This window comes from Sulfobacillus thermosulfidooxidans DSM 9293 (assembly GCF_900176145.1).
Lineage (GTDB): Bacteria > Bacillota > Sulfobacillia > Sulfobacillales > Sulfobacillaceae > Sulfobacillus > Sulfobacillus thermosulfidooxidans.
This window is the reverse complement of record NZ_FWWY01000001.1, coordinates 245,987-263,327: the sequence shown is the minus strand read 5'-3', so window position 1 is coordinate 263,327 and position 17,341 is coordinate 245,987. Positions and strand designations below refer to the sequence as shown.

Here is a 17,341-nt window from a genome sequence, read left to right as displayed (position 1 = left end):
ATATTGTTTAAAGATTAGAGATAGACAGATTGAAAATTTTATTGGTGATGTTCACAATTATCTGGAATGAGTGATCAAACATAGAGAGGAGACGAACAGGTGAATAATAAAGAAAAGACCGCAGTGCCTTCCTTAAAAAATTCGGGTACAGTAGTATTAGGAAAGTTGGGTGGAAAAAGAGCGGTCGGGCTCGTGCTGAATCATTATCAGATGGACAACGAAGTGACATTGGAAAAAAAGGCTACGCTCGCAAGATGGAAACGTGATCACATCCCCTTGTTACCGAGTATGATGCATCCTCGGAGAATCAATTATGTATAGAACGAGATTACGCCATTGGCGTCAAAATCGCTTAGTTAGTATTGTGGGTGCATCGGTACTTTGGGTATTAGCTTCAGGAAGTGCATTGGCTGCTTCCGTTCCCACGATGACCTCTCCGTCTCAACCTAATGTTATCCGCACGGGGCCTGGAGGATATTCTTATCCGCCGAATTCAATATTTTATATCTTCCAAAACTATCGCGGTAGCAATGGCGTAGACGTTCCTTACCGTCAAGGGCAGGATCAGGCGAGTTCAGGTGTCGGACCTTTCGGATTACTGCACGTATTATATAAACATAGTACCGCGACCAGCATCGTGGCTCAGACTGTAGAATACGGAGAAGCCGAACCGTTTTATAATAATATAAACTACAAAGCCTGGTACTATAACCCGAACCTACCGATCGGCGATCCATATCGAGATGTTACCATTGTCGTAGGGGTTAATCCGTCGACAACGGCGGGAAAGATATCTCTTCTAGATGGCCTACCCCAAGGCGTTTTGACAGCCTACGCAGTCGGTTACAGTGGTCAAGTGCCGGGTTGGATAGCTTCCCCAAATCCCTATAACTGTGTGTGGGGCGGTCCTGGCTAACATTTGCAAACACCAGACTCTCTCAAATCTCTTAGATAGAATCCGGTAATTAGAATCCGGTAATGAAGTGGGGAGATTGGGAAGGTTGAACACAAAAGAGTCTCTCAGATGGGGCAATACCACAACCGAATTCATGAGAAGCCGCATTATAGTTATGGACAGGATAGAGTAGTTGCGGCCATCCCACGCTATGCGCAGTGAGATGGAGTTCACTAAACCCGTATGGAGTCGGGTTCGCCGTTGGCTCCGTACGCAAGAGCGGAGGTGTTGATCCTCAGCCCCGCATTTGCCGTTTAAAGGAGTTGAACGACAAGATCTCGACCAAGAAGGCCGTCAAAGATGCCTGGGGCATCGTTATCAAGAGCGCATGCGGGGGCGGCCCGGGATCCGGGTCATTACGTCGGTACTGTCCGGAATGCCGCACCGGGTTTAAGGCGTGGGACTACAAGCCATGCGGATGGTATTGGATACTCTGTCCACACTGGATATGATGTGACCCAATCCGGGGACTTGTTAATGGGGCAGCTTAAAGCCGCGGCCTCCAAGCCGGTGGACGCTGAGTGGGTCCCACCCCACCTTTTGCGGAAGACTCTGTGGGAAGCGACGGCGTGTCTTCAATTTGACGCTTATCTTCGGACCTGGCAACCGTCAGCGGCGCACACAACGATTCAAGCGGGGAACGATGCGGCGCGACGCTTCTCCGTGGGAAATGACCCTGTAACTGCGTCTGACTCCCATGTCTTTCCTATCCTCTGTCAAGCGAAATGACGGACAGATCAGGCATTGATTTCGCGAAACTTGGGAGGATTCGCTCATGTGATGATGGTGAAGAAAAACCGTTCGAAAAAGAGGCGAAGGGAAAAGCCTTGAAACACTCCATAAGGGTAAGGAAACAAGACAAAACCTTGAGGTAGGAGGACAAAGAATGGCGACGTTGTCGTGTGCCGTGGAAGAATTAAGTCGTCGGTTGAAACCTTCTTTGATGCCGTCCCCGTGGATTCTTCGGCGTTCGCCCTATAAGTGTGAAGCTGTTGAGGAGACCGATGTACCACATGCGGGTCTCCGCGTACAAGTGATAGATGACACGCTCCCCGCCAGTCATCGTCTTACATTTTTCTTTCCATCAACGATGGTGATCGCGCACGCCGATCAGGACTTTGATGACTGGGTCGACATGATCCGGGCCGAACTCGATACCAGCTCCCATCAAGGGCAATGGCTTTACGACCCAAGAACGGGCGGCATGTGGGTGCATGCGACGGTTCTTGCCCAGCAACCGATGGAGACCTATCCGGTGCCTCGCGCCTGGGGTGATTGTCAGGGATTATCGGTCCAGACCGCGTCGGGATTGGCATCGGCCTGCCGTGAACTGCGCCAGGCATTAACCCAGGGATGGGGTTCCTTGCAACGAGAGTCTCCGGATTCCGCTGACCCGGCATTAAAGGATGTAGCGATCATATCACAACCTATTGTGGGGTTGCAGATCACCGTCTGGTATTACAAATTTCCTGCAACGCATTGGTTGCGTATTCTCATACCCCAAGAGATTGTGGATCAGCCGGAACATTGGGATCAATTCCCCATGCGCCTTCACGAAGACGTCTTGACCTATGGTCATCGATCGTTGTGGCAGTTTGATCCGGACACAGGAGGCATGAAGTTTCTATGGCGTTAAGTCGGACGCGGCGGACCGTGATGACAGGAATGATACTGTGGGGATTTTTAGCAGGATGTGGGACAACTACGATCACTTATCACAGTGACTATACGATGCGATCGGAACCTGTGCCGCGACAGTTTCGCGAGGGCATGCCTGACCCAATCTGGTATCCAGAAGCGTCTCGACAACTGAATCCCCTTCCTACGACGCGCTATCGGCCGAATCTTGCCCGGATACAAGCCCCTCAGGGAAATCCGACGCGAGCGATTCTCAGAACAATTAACGCGTTAATCCATGCACACAGCCTTGCCCAGGCAGAAAATCAAGTGGTGGCTGCGGATCGCTCATGGGTAAGCCGTGAATGGAACAAAGGGCTCTGGCAAGCTGCCCCTCCGCAGACCCCTCAGGTGCGTCTTTGGGAAGTGCGCAGTATGCCAGCGTCTGTCGCTCCATTTTCTTGGATCGTTCGCGACCGATATGGAACGCGGGTGTGGCGCGATTCATGGGTTATTGCTAGTGGGTTGCCAGGAACTACTTATACCCAATCTCTTCGTCGATACGGTCCCCGGTCTATCAGTTGGGATTACTTTGTCAATGAAAATGGTCATTGGTTACTCTATCAAATTTGTAATTGACGACCGCTAGGAAAGGGGAAGCGATGTCACGATTCAGGCTATTAGATGCAGTTCATAATACATTGTGATAGCCACGTCGCTTGGGTCTAACCGTCGCCATGCATCCCATGGGTTAGGGGCCTGGCTTCGGGGCATTGTTAGGTGCATATGTGTTTTGGCATGAGCTGTATTACTTTATGATACGATACTATGTGCGTGGCTAGATCGTAAGTCTGGTCGCATGACGATTGGAGCAGTGAGGGTTACCCTTAGGGAAGGCATTGTAACATTTGATTTTTCCGTAAAAGATTTGACAAATCGCTAATACTCAGGAAGCCACAGGATGATCCCATGCCCAATTTGTGTCCTGACTTCCCCGCCAAACACCGCTGGCAGGCCCACGTGACCGTAGTACAATCGCGACACCGGAAAACGCCGGGAGGCCGGTTTAATCCTCTAATTTTAGACCAGTCATGGCGCGTTGACCTGGAGCCTCTCGGGGCGTGATATGGACAAACAAGGCCAACGGGTTATGGGTCAAGCATTGTCGCCCACCATGCCCGATTGTCCGCTTTCAGGAGACTCTCACCCACGCCCGTCATGTTCTCAGGGGGCATCCCTGGCTGACGCGTCACTGACCCGAGGGCTTATCGTCGTCAAATTGTGAAATTAATTGTCACAGAAAGATTGTCAATCGCTTCCGTCCGTCCTCGGACAATGGGGATTTCGTTCGCGCTAACATGCCGGTATCCCATGGGCTCCTCTCGGTGGCCTTCCCCAGATTAATAAAGATTCAACTGGGCCACTATGCCGCGGTGTATAGCCGATCGTAATTGGTCGACGAGGGGTCTGGAGGGGCTTTCGGGAAGTAAACGGGTGCGCGAGCCAAAACCCGAATCTAACCAACAGCGGCTGGGATCCAGTCGGAACACCGCCCGCCCCCGGACCGTCTCGATGGCGGCGGTCCCGTGATGGAGGAGATCGTCTACCGCCTGCGCGATGGCGGCGGTCACCCAGGCCGGCTCTGGATCCATCACGGCATCGACCGCAATGGGGAGGACTTCGAGGATCGGATCGGTGGCCAACTGGGAAATCAAGTCGGCGGCACCCGCGACGATACTCCACGGCAAATCGACATCGCCCGCCACAGCCCACGCATGATCCTGGGGCCACCAGTAGTGGGGTGTTTGATGATGGGTCGGTATCCAGTGCAGGGCGTCTTCCACGGCGCCGCGATAGACAAGATAATCTCGACCAGGGATCCGCATGCGTGGTCCCTGACGGACCGTCGGGGGAATTGGATCGGGCACGGGTTCCGGGGGATGACCGAGTCGTACACGAACGGCCCCATCCCAGCCCAACCCGTCCCAGAGCGCAAAGGTGATAGCGTCTGGGGTTTTGGTGTAGCACCGCAAGATCTCAATCAGGTGCTCGGCCTGTGGGGTGTCCAAGGTCCCCGGGCGAGGCGGATTGCCTCGCCACGCATCCCGCCCTGGGGGCAGATGGTGGGGCAGCAATAATTGGTCAAACGCGCTCGTGGCCGTCATGGGCAGATCATGCTGGGCCGCCACGGTGGCCCAGCGTACTGGCGTCCCGTCCTCGGCATAGGCGGGGTGAAAAACACGGCCATAGGCAGGAAACCCTATGGGGGCAATCCCGACGAGGCGACGATCCCAAAAGTGCGTCAGGCGCTCGGTCATCCATTGCACTTCGGTGGCATCAAACGTCCAATCCATCCTAACGGACTCCTTTCGTGTACGTAGAACATGTCACGACGATATTGCGACCCATCCGTCGTCTCACATTCCAATGATCGTGTCGGAACGCAGCTCTTCTTAGTCGCGTCGTGAAGAGGGCCCCGCAACGCAGAAAATACGCCTAGTAGGATCGGTGGTTGCGAGTAAGGGTATTATAACGCATTTCTGACAACACGTTGTCCCATGCGGTGGCCTGTCGGTTTGCATACACCGTGAGGGGCGGGCCGGTTGTTAAGGCGTCACGGTGGTGGAATGGTTCGCTTATTCAAGTGTCGAGGGTATCCCAAGGGTGTGGGAATTTCGCTAGCGTATCGTGATTTAACCGATTTGAACCCTTTGTGGGTAACCGGTATAGCGGACGACAGCGCCCCGCGAGATCCAAAAGGGGAATGTGACCGGAAAAAAGTGAGACGCCTCATCACCCACGGTTGGAAGTCATCGTGCCGGTCATTGGTGAACACCGCGAACGGGTCTGTGGTCTCCGTTTCTACCGCTTTGGATGACGGGACCTTACGAGGTTCGCTGACGACGGGGATGCCAACGACTTAGTACGACGGCGGTCACCGTGGTGAATATGGTCACCGTTAAGGCGACGGGGTCGATAGCTCGGACGACCAGATGCGTGGCGACAATGGGCGTGGGCAAAACATGGGCAATGACAAGCCACAGTCCGGCAACCACGACGATCACGATGCGACGATCACGTTTGCGGAGATGCCAGCCTTCTTGCAGGTTACTCGATAAGACCCATAAATGTACCGCAAGATACAGGATTAATGCGATGACCCATGCAATCATGATGAGGAGTCCAGGGCGACTAATGAATACTGTTTGTACGGTCAAATTCGAGAAAATATAAATCAAGGGCCACTCAAGGGTATCGGCGGCGTTGGGACCCAAGGTCCCAATGACCAACACGTAAATCAGGAGGATTATGAGCCCTTGAAACAGGATAGCGGCCAGTGCCCATCGCCGGATGACCGACCAAGGGGCCCCGCGCACATGACCTCCGGCGGTCACGATGAGTTCTCCTTGAATCCACAGATACCAGGTTGCCACAAATCCCCGACCAATGGGGATCAGCTGAATCTGGCTGGAGGGAAGAAGGGCCATTGGATTGCGTAGATTCCCTAACGATAACAGGGTCAGGAGAAGAAACGACCCAATCACGAGAGGAAACCAAAATTGCACGGTGCGGGCCAAGTGCGTCAACGATTTACTGGCAAACCAGATGCAGAGCACGGTGATACTGAGCGTGAACGCGAGCCGAGGGGTACGGGGATAAAAGACGATGGATAAGAGCTGACTAAAAAGCGCCAGCAAGGCCCCGTCGAGCAGCACATAGAGGAACGCGGTGGCCATAAACACGGGCCAGCGAAAAAATCCCCATAACGAGTGCATGCGCCCGAGTTCCGTTGCCCCGACCGTGTTGGGAGGCCAGAGGGTCTGTAACCAAACCAAAATCATGGCGGTGGCAATCGACATGGCAATGGCCCACGCGGCATCCCGTCCGGAATCACTAATCACGGTTTGTGGCCAAATATAAACACCCCCGGCCACGACGGAGACCGCCGTTAGTAAAAAAAATTGACCGCGCCCAATGGGTTCTATCGGCTCCATTATCGCGAAACTCCTTCTTTGAGCCGATGATTAAGGTGGGGCATCGTGAAACGGCTATGCACTGGAACAGTCACGATGTTCGAAGAAAATTTTTGATGGATTGCTGTCCACCTCCATGGCATTCTGAACACACTCATCCTCCATTCCTGACTGACGTCCTGCGGCCCATTGTGCCAGATCGTTATACGCTTGACGGCCACGTGACCTATCGGTGCCCGATTTCGGGGAATGGGAGAAGTTGGCGAGCTCATGAATGGGACCATGACCCCTGGATTCACCGACTGCGTCTCGCCGACCGCCGCGGAGTGATCGGCGTGTGGCGACGTCCGTGACAGAATAGGGAGCGACTGTTCAGATCCAAGCATGATGTAGACACCCCCGCAAATACGTGATTGACGCGGGACAAGGACGCCCCCCACGCCCTTCGGTCAAGCTTTGGCACAATGGGGCCACAGGACACGGGGCATCCTGACCTACGGTGGTGCCAGCAGCATATAGATCTGAGTAGTTTGTGTGCCTCATGACACTATGTTTGCCCTCGGGGGGTCTTTTATTCGTACATCGGGGTGAACGGGAGGTCAGGGTGCGTCACAAGATGGGTTGAGGCGATCGTTATGCGTGTGTCGCTCACCATGATAGAGAGAGTATGAAGCGCCCAGATCAGTGGGCGCTTCCCGGAGGATTTAAGGGGCTTGGGGCGGGAACAATGGACTCGATGGGCACGGAATAGGCTCGACAGCACTACAGGTTGGCGGTTGACAAAATCCGTACGTGGGCACTAATAACTGGACTGTGGCCGTGACTTGAAACAGCAGGCACAATGAAATGGTACAACTGATGTTGCCGTTGGGTAAATTGACGCACGTGCAAGACCCCGACAAAATCACGCACGAAGGCGTTGTGCCGCTGGGATTGTAGAGAGTCACGGTCTGTGTGGTGTCAACGGTTTCCGGCAAGGTGACACCGGTGGTACACGTAACCGAATAATTGGCGGCAATAACAAAGGTAATGTTGTTGTAATTCGGCGTTCCCGACGGACTGATGGCCCCCACCGTGCATGTGGAGGTGGCTAAATCCAGGGCACAAGACGAAATGGGACACCCAGCGGTGGGCGCTAAAAATGTCTGCGTGGCAGTGATTGTTTGGGTACAGGAATCATAGACCTTGTCGACAATGATGCAATCGATTTCTGTCGGTGCGGGACATCCGGTACTGGGACACGGGCCCGGCGTAATGGTCGCCATAATGAACGATCCCCCTTTCATCGTCTAGAATCCGTATGATTTTGACAAAATGAGTCCACACCGCGAACTCATTTCGGGGTATCCTATGTCCGTTTTTGGTAAAATGTCCCTGTTTGTTCACTGAAAAATTCGTCATGGTGGCGACCGTCGGAGAGACTTGTTGCACGGAACGAAGCACTCTTGTTCAGAAGGGAATGAGGATGCGATGTCCCTGGCAGAAATCCGAGAAACCGGGTTATATGGTACGTGATGGGGAACCTTTGCGAAAGGGGTGACATAGGATAAGTCGGGGGAATGAACAATGAACGAATTTCGCATAGCGATTGATGCCGATTCGTCATCGGCGCTGGTTAAGATGCTCGACTCCTACCTCTATGGGTGGCACCTTCAAGGCAGTGATCGTGCTGAGGAACTGATGTTGCGGCTTATTCCGGGAGAAACCACACAGATCCAAGTTTCGGTATTGGCGGGATCCGCACTTCGCCAAGCGGTGCGGATTATGTCTCGAGCGGGCTCAATCCCTGTGCGTCGCACGTGGACGATCCGTCAACGGCAGCGTTTAGTGTTCCAGATATCCCCGCAAAATCGTGCACAAGCTTCGATCTTCCGCACTTTGGCATGGGCCTTATTTTTATGGGCCGCCTCCCGGCATCCGGGGCATGAGGCCTTTCATGAATTCGTGCAAGGCTCCCGTGGACCAACACCCATGTCTGCTGAAACCTCTGGCGATTCGATGGCCTCCCGGGGCGTCTTTTCTCGACAAACCCAACTGTTATCCCATCCTACTCACACCACCGCCTTTGGCCACTCCACACTGCAGAGTAATCCTCCGCTGGAGAATCCGCAGAAAAAGGGTGGATGACATTGATACTCAGTCCCGTGGGTACGGGACCACGAACGGTGAGCGGGTAAACCGTGACCTGACGATCGGGGGTGTCGATCATTTTGGAGTTTGCTGCCTTCATGAGAGAAGTATGCTGGGCCATCCGTGTCCCGGTGCTCCGGATTGCGGATCAACAGGCTTGCCTGAGAACAAGCTGTTACATGCGAAGTTGGCGGTTTGGATACACGCGTGGAGGCATTTGTGTCGGAGAAGTTCGCGCATTTTAGATTTGGTGCATAGGCAGGTCAAAGTCTTTTATCATCCGCCGGGACACGCGACGGGTCATAAGCCGCAAGGTCTTTGCGCCTGATTGTCCGTTCGGGCAAGACGGGCTACTTATCAACCCCCAGAATGTTGGCGAGTCGTTGCACGATCAATTCCATAGGTTCACCCAATATTAAGCTTAAATACCTATCGGTCCGTGTCATCTATCGCGCAAGCCGATTCTCCGATGAACATCGAAATCACCGCCTTTGGCCCGGGAGGCCATGATGAAATCTAAACCTTGGACACCCCATGCTTAAAAGATTGTCACCGCAGAATGTTGGAACATGATTGCTGACTGACAGCGCGACATAACGAAGGGAGAATAGATATGTCGGTCGGCTATCCACGGATATAATCCGCATCCTGAATTGCCCATCCTTTGGCAGAAAACATTTGAGTATAGACCTCGCGGGACGGAAGTACCAGTTGTTCTTGAGCGCGGGTAATGGCAACGTACCACAAGTTTCGCTCCTCTGCGGATGTGGTTAAATAGGGATTTCCGTCAATGGTTACCGTGCCTATATCAGGCAAATCATCTCCGAGGACGACTTTGGGAAACTCAAGACCTTTGGCCCGGTGAATGGTGGTGAGGAGAAATGACCCCTCGCCTGACACGGTGGCTTGTCGAATCGTCTGGAAAATCTGTGGTATCTGGTTTCCAAGACTTTCGACAATTTCGCACCATTGCATGTATTGAACGTTCTGTGTATCGTGGGCAGTCTTCTTGAGAGACTCAAAACGGCTAAATAAGCCAAGAGACGTCATTTCTTGTTGTCCATACCGCCAGATGCGCCATATTTTGGCAATCTCATTCATTCGATATCGCTCCAACCCATCTTGAAAAACTAATCGTGCCCTGGGATTTTGGGAAATAATTTGCAATGCCATCCGTAAAACTCCCCAATTTGTGCGGGCTAGAATCACCTCTTGCCATGGTTCCCGGCTCTTTAGAGTTGGACCCCGACCCGCAATCGGTAACGCTGGCGCATCTGGGCTAGTAATCCATTTGGAGGCTAGTCCCGCAATGTGCGAGCCAAAGCGAAAAGATTCCGTTAACGTATAGGTATGGGTGACGGGAATATGATTCAGAGTGTTAATGGCTCCGCGAAATTGATAAATGGCTTGAAAGGGATCGCCGACGTACACTTGTTGAGCATGTTTCTGGCGAAGAATCCAATGAAGGGCCGCTGGCGTGATATCCTGGACTTCATCGACAATGATAATGTCATATGGCAATTTTGGAGCCCTCACAGCGATTTGCTTGAGATATCCGTCATAGGTGATGGGAATCCGGTGGTCATTCACATCCTGCATGATGCCCCATATACGACGGGCATCTCGCAAAATAAGATCAGGGGCGAACACAGTGGTATCATTGGCGTAATCTGGTAACATTGCAGACGTCAACTCATTTTCGGCGGACGCCCAAAATTGATGCAGGGTATCAATGATGGCATGGGCGTGATGATTGCGAAGGTTTTTTTCTATCCAATCAAATCGTACGGTTCGTAGCAACGTAGGTACCGTGAGTTCCTCGACCTTGAACTTCCTTCTCTTAAACTGATTATAGGCTAAGGAGTGGATAGTCTTTAGCGTAACATGTTTTGGCATCTGGGTAGCGGCCCGTTTTATTATAGCCTTATTAAACGCGAGATAAAGAATTTGAGAGTGAGGTTTATTTTTTACCATTTCTGAAAGCGTAAACGTCTTTCCAGTGCCTGCATAGGCGGTCACACGCAGGATGGAATCCGTGGCAGCGATGATCTGCTGCTGTTCTTTGGTGAGCTCGACCACCTCTGGGGCGTTCTTGCCACGTACACGTTCCCCACGATGATACGACCACTTCCAGTGATTCCGATGACGATAGGTAATGGTCTGAATTTCTTGCAGCATTTTCGCTGTTTCGTCTTTCCACTTGTGTGCTTCGCTTGGTAAAAACGAGCAATGCACATGCGGGATTTCGTCAGACCCCTCATGGATACGCTGATGAAAACGACAATTGGCACAGATGGTTTCGTGAACATCGTGGGCCTTAAAACGTGGGCACTTTGCGCGAATCATCCGGACAGCAGGGTCGATCGGAATCCAATGGGGGCGGCAATGGTCACAATCGGTGGGTTGAGGCCATCCACCACCTGATCGAATCGGCCACAGAACGGTTGGGCACTTTAAAATAAGTTCGGCCTCAAATTCTGCCCAGGGGACTGGCAGATAAGTGGCTTTTTGGTCATCAACCGGATGCGAGGATAAAATTTCCAAATCGCCGTGGGGATGTCCGCGAGTGTCCACTAAAACAACGTCGCCGCGATAAGGCTCTACTTGGTATTCCTGGATAGCCGTAAGTCCATTTGGAAAAGGCAAGGAATAGGATCCTTCATGATGACACTGAGGGCAATGATAAGCAATGCGCAGGGGATGCCCCGAATTTATCCAATACAGCAGTAGCGCCTTGGCCGCCTGATGAATGATCCCTTCGCTAGAACACGTGGCATTCGGATTAACGTGGTAAAAATGAGGGCGGATCTTGGAGCCGGATCGTAATTGCACAGCGCCTCTACATTCCGGGCAATAATATTTGACATGCTTGCACGCGTCAGATGGAAATACAGGATGAGGTTCGCGAAACGAGTCCCATGCCACAGGTACTTCGAAGGTTTCCCAATAAGGTTTCACAGAATCTAACATACAGGACACCTCCAGCAGGATTTTTTCTTACCGTAGAAGGGATCGATTCAACACCCCTATGAGGCGAAATAAGGCTTTTCGTACCGATTGCTATACCACACTTCTTATCTGACAGGGTGAGGCCAGTGCCTCTCGGCAACGTGAGCCTCTAGAGCCTTGAGAAATGATGACAAGGACTTCCCAAGAGAATGACTGTCCTTGCTTCGGAGTCCGCTGATAATCAGACCGAGGTCTCTGCATCCCACGGGGCCCGCCCCATCACGGTCGCGGTCATCGGGCGCCATTGCGCTTGGAACCGAATCCACACCGGATCGGTTTGCGCATCGAGCCATGCCGCGACGGAATTTTCCCAGGTGGTCATCTGCTCTGGGCTCCACCAGCCGCGGTGATAGGCGTACCGCCCAAAGACCAGCGCGGTCGTCAGGACGTCGGCGGTACAGTAGGTTCGAATCGCGGCGAGATCGCCCGCTTGATACCGATCCCAGACCTGGCTTCCATCCATGTCCAGTTTGCCGGGAATGTCCAAGGCCCGCGCCATTTCATGGAGGCTCAAGCGGGGACTGGAACCATAAAAGCTCAAGACATCCATCAAGTCGAGATGATTGTCTTCGTCAAAGCGTTTGCGATAGCCGTGGTAGGGTTCGCCCCAGACATAAAACTGCGGCGCGGCGATGCCATGCACCATGGCCCGATAGACCAAGACCGGCAGATCGAATCCGTGCGAATTCCATCCCACCAGCCGGGGCCGGCCTTCGCTAATGATCCGGAAGGCTTCGCGCACGAGTTCGGCTTCCGACCAGACAGGTTCCCCTAGCGCCCGGAGTTGGCGGAGCGCGCCATTGGGGGCAATCCACGCGCCGGCAATGGCGACAATTTGATGAAAAGCGGGTTTGGGCATCCGAGTAGGGGCCGATGCGGGGGCATCTGCCTCGCCAGGTGCCTCGCTGGGGGGCGAGGCGGCCTGCAAACGGGTCCAGTCCGGGATGGTTTCCAAATCAAAGACGAAGATGGGAGTCGTGAACGCCACGGAGGTCATCTCCTTTTCCTTATCAAGATGGGCAAAACGGTGTCTCCCGTTAAAACGGGGGATCCTGGGGATCGTTGTCATCGGGCCGCGATGCGCGCGATCGCGCCGCCTGGTTCATCCGACGAAAACGGACGAGCATAGCTTGAAGAAGCTGCTGTTGCTCGGCAATCATCTGTTGTTGGGCGGCGAGCAGGTCCCGTTGATCCGGGGTCAGATCATCCCAGGAATCGGACGATGCGACCGGACGGGATGAGGCCGATGATGGGGCCGGGGGACGCCGTTGAATCCCGCGCACTAGTCCCACCACGCGATCGCGTTGGGGATCTAGCGGGATATCGGGATATTGCGGATTGGCCGCGCGCAGCCACCACGTCCCATCCGTATCGCGCATAAGCCATTTGAGCGTTTGCTCCCCGTTCACGAGGGCAATCACCAGGGACTGAGAGGGCACGTCCTGACCGGGCTGCACCTGTTCCGCAATGACGACATCGCCTTCGGTAATGCCCGCGTGCACCATGCTATCCCCGTGCACGATGACGGCGAAATCGCCGGGATCTTCCTGGGGAATCCGGAGTTCGCCTTGCTGATCGGCCTGCGCTTCGACCGGAATGCCGGCGACGACGCGACCGAGAAGAGGAATCGACCGAACGGGCAAAGGTGGGGTAGTGGAAGGGGCAACTGAAGCTGGAGTTGACTCCAGTGCTGTCCGAACTCGCTCACGAAAAGATACCACGTCTAGCGTGTCATGCGCTTTGTCGAGGGTTATATCAAACGCCGCTATCAACATCTCATAATCACGATTCCCAGTAAACCACACTTGACGGAGGGGGCCTTTCGTGGATATACGGCCTAACAGAGCGGTTAGTCCCACCACATCCGAGTACAAGGAGCCAGGAATCGTTTCACACGCCATGACCAAGGCCCAGAGCCAAATTCCGGGCAGTTCATCTAATCGAGCCGTGGGATGGTGAGAGTCCCACGGAGTGCGCAAGACACCCTGACTTTCCAATAGGTTCCAATCATCAATTGTGAGAGACCGATCCCAGTAAGTATTCCACCGATGGACTACCGTATCTATCGACTGATCTTGCGCGGTGCGGCACGCCCGCAAAAAAGCTCCTCCATGACGGTTGTACCAGTCAGAATGATAGGGAGCGAGTTTCCGCCACGGCCACTGCATGAGATCTATGATGGCATCGAGAGTGGTATCCCGATCCATGTATCCCGCGAGAATGGCTATTGATAATTGAGAAACGCCCAAAAACGAAGCGATTGCTTGCACGGCCTGCACCGATGGGCGTCCGGTGGAGCGGGGAGGCAAGAGTTCATCCAAAGGAATTTGTAGCTGTTGGGCCAACTGCTCTGTCGTCCATTGATAAGCGTTTTGCAACGAAAACACGAAGGATGCCCATGATGGGGATGTTACTCCGATCGGGTTTCGATTGAATTCGATAATGGCACCGTCCGAAAGTTCGTCCATGGACACATTCAGAGCATCCGAGATCCTTTTTAAGGTGTCAAAACTCGGGCGTCGCAATCCTTGCTCATAACGACTGATGTTGTTTTGCGTCGTGCCGATCATCTTGGCTAAATCCGTCTGGCTCAATCCCAAACGCTTGCGGATGGCTTGAAGTTTGACTCCAAACGACTGCTCTTTCACATAGCATCCTCCCGTATTTGTCATATCTCTATTATATCTTATTGGGATGGCATAAATGCCTTGACAGATATCCCATATGGTAATAAAATAATACCAGATAGCATATTGTTAATTGATGTGCGTTGTTATGTTGTTGTAGAGCTGGTTGCAATTTTGTAATTCATCCAAAGCTCTCCAGCGCTTTGGAGGTTGTCAGGAGGTATATCCGATGCACAAAATGCCCGAGTATCTGCGGGTGGTGGCTCTCGCGGAGCACGACAATCCCTTTGCCACCTGGACACCGGAACAGCTCGAAGATCTCGTGCGCCGCTTTGACGGTATTCACGCCGGCCAATACGACCGCTGGATTGCGTCCGGATGTGCGGGACCACCTATTCCAGACGATCAGTGGCCGACGCGGTGACGCGGCGTTCCGTGGCCTCCCATTCCTTGCTGGATATACGTTGACGCCATAAAGCTTCCATGACGGCAATCGTGACTTGTGTCCGTTTCCACTCGGCTTCGGAAATTGTAGCCGGTTCGCTCGTGGGGAACAGCATCTGGGGACGATTGAGCAACCAGTCCAGACTAATTTGAAACGTATCAGCGATTTGGAGAATTTGCGGCCATGTGGGGGGGCGTTCTTCCGCTTCCCATTGTCTCCAACGATCCGATGACACTTTTACAAGCGTCGCGCATTGTTCGATGGATAAATGCCGGGCCTCGCGCACGATAGTCAATCGCTTTCCCACGTCGAGAGGCACTTGACGGCCCGGGAGATGAGAGTAATGACGCTCATCAGATCGACCAAGCAGAAAATCAACGGACACATCCAAAAAGTCAGAAATGCTGACCAAAACGTCACAAGGAGGTTGTCTGGTGCCGTTTTCATAATGGCTCAGCGTGAATTGGGAAACCCCCGCTGCATCCGCGACTTGTGCTTGCGTGTATCCCCGATCTTTCCGAACAGCTCGGAGTCGGTCTCCTAACAATGGCGTCACCCCAACATGTCAATTGCTCTTTACCTTGTAGTGTACGACCAGTTTATGACACGGAGACATATCAAGGCAAAAAACCTTTCGTAAAGGCACTGTCCGCATTGACAAATGGCCTGTGAGGAATATAATAATAGAAAAAGAGTGGCGGAAAGGACAGGGTGACGATGGTACTTCGGCAACTTCGACAAGCGCATCATCTGACGCAAAAAGAATTAGCGGACAGTGTGGGCGTTTCGCAGTCCTATCTTGCTCGGATTGAGCGCGGCGAACGGCAGGGAAATGTGCAGATCTACAGAAGACTGGCATCAATTTTGCAAGTGCCTATCGAGCGCATTCTTCCACCCGATAATTCAGAGAAAGGACGGTAATTTGAATGACTCCCTCCAAAGCGTCCGACCGCTTTACCCTCGAAGACATTTTGGCAACCGATACCGCATCGTACGCCACCGGGCCGTTGCCCTGCGGCAACTGGTCGCCAACCCGCTTGGTCGACTGGCTCATGTGTCCCGCCCGTGGCGCATGGAGTACCGGCGTTTTTGATCTCCCGGATGACTTTGAATGGCCATCCCGTCCCGATGCGGCCATCGGTAAAGCGGTCCACCGCTTTGTGGAATCGCGATTGCAAGGTGCCGACCGCGAGGAAGCGGCACTGGCCGCGGCGGACGAGGCCGTCGGCGTGGACCCCGAGAGCTGGCTGCCTCTGACCGACCTCTGGGACAGCGCGATTCGCCCGGCAATCGGAACGCCGCAAGCCACGGAACAGCGACTGGAAGCGGACATCGACGGCATCCCGGTGACTTGTGTGATCGACGTGATCGACGAACAAGGTCAAATTCGCGACCTTAAAACCACCAAACGTACACCGAATGGGACCGACGTGATCCGCAAATCCCTGCAAGCGCCCCTGTACGTCCTGGCGTGGGCGCAAAAAACCGGGGAAACGGCGCCGTTTGCGCTGGACTACCTGATTCGAACGAAAACCCCGCAAACCCTCACGATCCCGGTCCCGGTGACAGAGCAGAGCATCGACCGCGTCCGCCAGCAATTGGCGTGGGCGCAAGAACAAGCAGACGATCCGGACCGCATTGTGCCCAATCCCTACAGCGCTTACGGATGCTCCGGGTGCCCGTTCGTTGCCGTGTGTGCCGACCGGTTTGGGTTCCCAACGCTCGCGTAATGGCTCGCGGGGATGGGGGCACCGTCGAAGAACGATGCGCCCACCTCCGCGAGGAGGCCGGGGGACACACCCCCGGACCATGACACCGATCAACCAACAGAAAGGATGATGAAACAATGGCCACCGTGCCCCAAATTTCTGAAAATAACGTTCCCATTCCCGCGCTCCCGACCGCACCCGATTTCCCGGAGGCTGACCTGCAACCTGAACGCTACCGGATCAAAGCCCGGGCGTTCGAATCCGAAGGCGAAGCAATCTCTACGATGACAGGGGTGATCTTGGCCGTCCGGCCCAGTCGTTGGTACGCGATTCCCGATGACAAAAACCCAGACGATCAGCTTACGGTGTGCGAATTGGTGGATTCACAGCACGGGTTGTATCGGCTAGATCCGGTGGCAGGTGAAACTGGTCCCACCGAAATGAGAGAATGCGCAACGTGTCCGTTGAACCGCTGGCGGTCCGCGCCGAACGGGGGCAAAGGCAAAGCGTGTCGGGAGAAGCGGCTCTTATTGTTCCTCCGCGACGGCGAATATTTACCGATTGTCGTGGTCGCGCCCCCTACCAGTTTGCGCGTGGTCAGCCGCTTTGTGACCCGCGCTGCAGCCCGGAGACTCAAGTTGGGACAAATTCACGTGTCCCTCACGATCACGCCGCAAAAACGCGGGGGGCAGGAGTGGGGTGTACTCCGCATCGACGAGCTAGGCGTGCTTGATGATGCAGCGCAGACCGATCTCGCGCAACGGTTGCAGGATGGTCCTTTAGCCCGCATGTACCAAGAGTATGTCTCCGCCCTCGCCTATGCGGATCGTTCAGTGTAAAAACAATCAACCGAGGCGGGCTGCCACCCACCTCGG

Annotated in this window: 18 protein-coding genes; 11 read left to right on the top strand and 7 right to left on the bottom strand. The window is 53.9% G+C overall.

Annotated elements, in window-relative coordinates; genetic code table 11:
• Positions 1-99: 99 nt before the first annotated feature.
• The 6 genes from B8987_RS01515 (at position 100) to B8987_RS19555 (ending at position 3,697) form a co-directional block, all read left to right on the top strand.
• Positions 100-321 carry a hypothetical protein gene (locus B8987_RS01515; RefSeq protein WP_084660813.1) on the top strand — a complete coding sequence of 74 codons (222 nt, stop codon included), beginning with the start codon at positions 100-102 and terminating at the stop codon, positions 319-321.
• Positions 314-916 (top strand): hypothetical protein, encoded by a 603-nt coding sequence (locus tag B8987_RS01510; RefSeq protein WP_084660812.1) that lies wholly within the window; start codon positions 314-316, stop codon positions 914-916. Before B8987_RS01515 ends, B8987_RS01510 begins: the two co-directional genes overlap by 8 nt.
• Positions 917-1,255: 339 nt before the next feature.
• Positions 1,256-1,684 carry a hypothetical protein gene (locus B8987_RS01505; protein WP_084660811.1) on the top strand — a complete coding sequence of 143 codons (429 nt, stop codon included), beginning with the start codon at positions 1,256-1,258 and terminating at the stop codon, positions 1,682-1,684.
• A gap of 157 nt (positions 1,685-1,841) precedes the next feature.
• Complete coding sequence (locus B8987_RS01500; protein WP_084660810.1) at positions 1,842-2,591, top strand: hypothetical protein; 750 nt, start codon at positions 1,842-1,844, stop codon at positions 2,589-2,591.
• The gene (locus tag B8987_RS01495) at positions 2,582-3,211 is read left to right on the top strand and encodes a hypothetical protein (protein WP_084660809.1); all 630 of its coding nucleotides are present in this window, start codon (positions 2,582-2,584) and stop codon (positions 3,209-3,211) included. Before B8987_RS01500 ends, B8987_RS01495 begins: the two co-directional genes overlap by 10 nt.
• Positions 3,212-3,541: 330 nt before the next feature.
• Entirely contained in the window at positions 3,542-3,697 is a 156-nt protein-coding gene (locus B8987_RS19555) for a hypothetical protein (RefSeq protein WP_176213132.1), read from the top strand.
• Positions 3,698-3,972: 275 nt separating this feature from the next.
• Here B8987_RS19555 and B8987_RS01490 read toward each other — a convergent pair whose 3' ends face one another.
• The 3 genes from B8987_RS01490 to B8987_RS01480 form a co-directional block, all read right to left on the bottom strand.
• Entirely contained in the window at positions 3,973-4,926 is a 954-nt protein-coding gene (locus B8987_RS01490) for a hypothetical protein (RefSeq protein ID WP_084660808.1), read from the bottom strand.
• Positions 4,927-5,457: 531 nt separating this feature from the next.
• Positions 5,458-6,567: a GerAB/ArcD/ProY family transporter gene (locus B8987_RS01485; protein WP_084660807.1), complete on the bottom strand. Its 1,110-nt coding sequence runs from the start codon at positions 6,565-6,567 to the stop codon at positions 5,458-5,460.
• 683 nt (positions 6,568-7,250) lie between these two features.
• Positions 7,251-7,811 (bottom strand): hypothetical protein, encoded by a 561-nt coding sequence (locus B8987_RS01480; RefSeq protein ID WP_084660806.1) that lies wholly within the window; start codon positions 7,809-7,811, stop codon positions 7,251-7,253.
• 301 nt (positions 7,812-8,112) lie between these two features.
• Between B8987_RS01480 and B8987_RS01475 the strand changes: the two genes are divergently transcribed.
• Positions 8,113-8,673 carry a hypothetical protein gene (locus B8987_RS01475; RefSeq protein WP_084660805.1) on the top strand — a complete coding sequence of 187 codons (561 nt, stop codon included), beginning with the start codon at positions 8,113-8,115 and terminating at the stop codon, positions 8,671-8,673.
• Between the two features lie 627 nt (positions 8,674-9,300).
• Here B8987_RS01475 and B8987_RS01470 read toward each other — a convergent pair.
• From B8987_RS01470 to B8987_RS01460, 3 genes are all read right to left on the bottom strand, one after another.
• Positions 9,301-11,646, bottom strand: a complete 2,346-nt coding sequence (locus B8987_RS01470) for an ATP-dependent helicase (RefSeq protein WP_084660804.1) — start codon at positions 11,644-11,646, stop codon at positions 9,301-9,303.
• Positions 11,647-11,866: 220 nt separating this feature from the next.
• The gene (locus tag B8987_RS01465; RefSeq protein ID WP_242940608.1) at positions 11,867-12,673 is read right to left on the bottom strand and encodes a 3'-5' exonuclease; all 807 of its coding nucleotides are present in this window, start codon (positions 12,671-12,673) and stop codon (positions 11,867-11,869) included.
• Between the two features lie 49 nt (positions 12,674-12,722).
• Positions 12,723-14,333 (bottom strand): helix-turn-helix domain-containing protein, encoded by a 1,611-nt coding sequence (locus B8987_RS01460; RefSeq protein WP_176213131.1) that lies wholly within the window; start codon positions 14,331-14,333, stop codon positions 12,723-12,725.
• A gap of 208 nt (positions 14,334-14,541) precedes the next feature.
• Between B8987_RS01460 and B8987_RS01455 the strand changes: the two genes are divergently transcribed.
• Entirely contained in the window at positions 14,542-14,736 is a 195-nt protein-coding gene (locus B8987_RS01455; protein WP_084660801.1) for a hypothetical protein, read from the top strand.
• Here B8987_RS01455 and B8987_RS01450 read toward each other — a convergent pair.
• Positions 14,705-15,304: a helix-turn-helix domain-containing protein gene (locus tag B8987_RS01450; protein WP_176213130.1), complete on the bottom strand. Its 600-nt coding sequence runs from the start codon at positions 15,302-15,304 to the stop codon at positions 14,705-14,707. The two genes, B8987_RS01455 and B8987_RS01450, sit on opposite strands and share 32 nt — an antisense overlap.
• A 170-nt stretch (positions 15,305-15,474) precedes the next feature.
• On the opposite strand from B8987_RS01450, the gene B8987_RS01445 reads away from it, so the two are divergent.
• From B8987_RS01445 to B8987_RS01435, 3 genes are all read left to right on the top strand, one after another.
• Positions 15,475-15,678 (top strand): helix-turn-helix transcriptional regulator, encoded by a 204-nt coding sequence (locus B8987_RS01445; RefSeq protein WP_084660799.1) that lies wholly within the window; start codon positions 15,475-15,477, stop codon positions 15,676-15,678.
• 5 nt (positions 15,679-15,683) lie between these two features.
• Entirely contained in the window at positions 15,684-16,487 is an 804-nt protein-coding gene (locus B8987_RS01440; RefSeq protein ID WP_084660798.1) for a PD-(D/E)XK nuclease family protein, read from the top strand.
• Between the two features lie 116 nt (positions 16,488-16,603).
• On the top strand, positions 16,604-17,305 hold the full coding sequence (locus B8987_RS01435) for a hypothetical protein (RefSeq protein ID WP_084660797.1): 702 nt from the start codon (positions 16,604-16,606) through the stop codon (positions 17,303-17,305).
• The last annotated feature ends 36 nt before the right edge of the window (positions 17,306-17,341 follow it).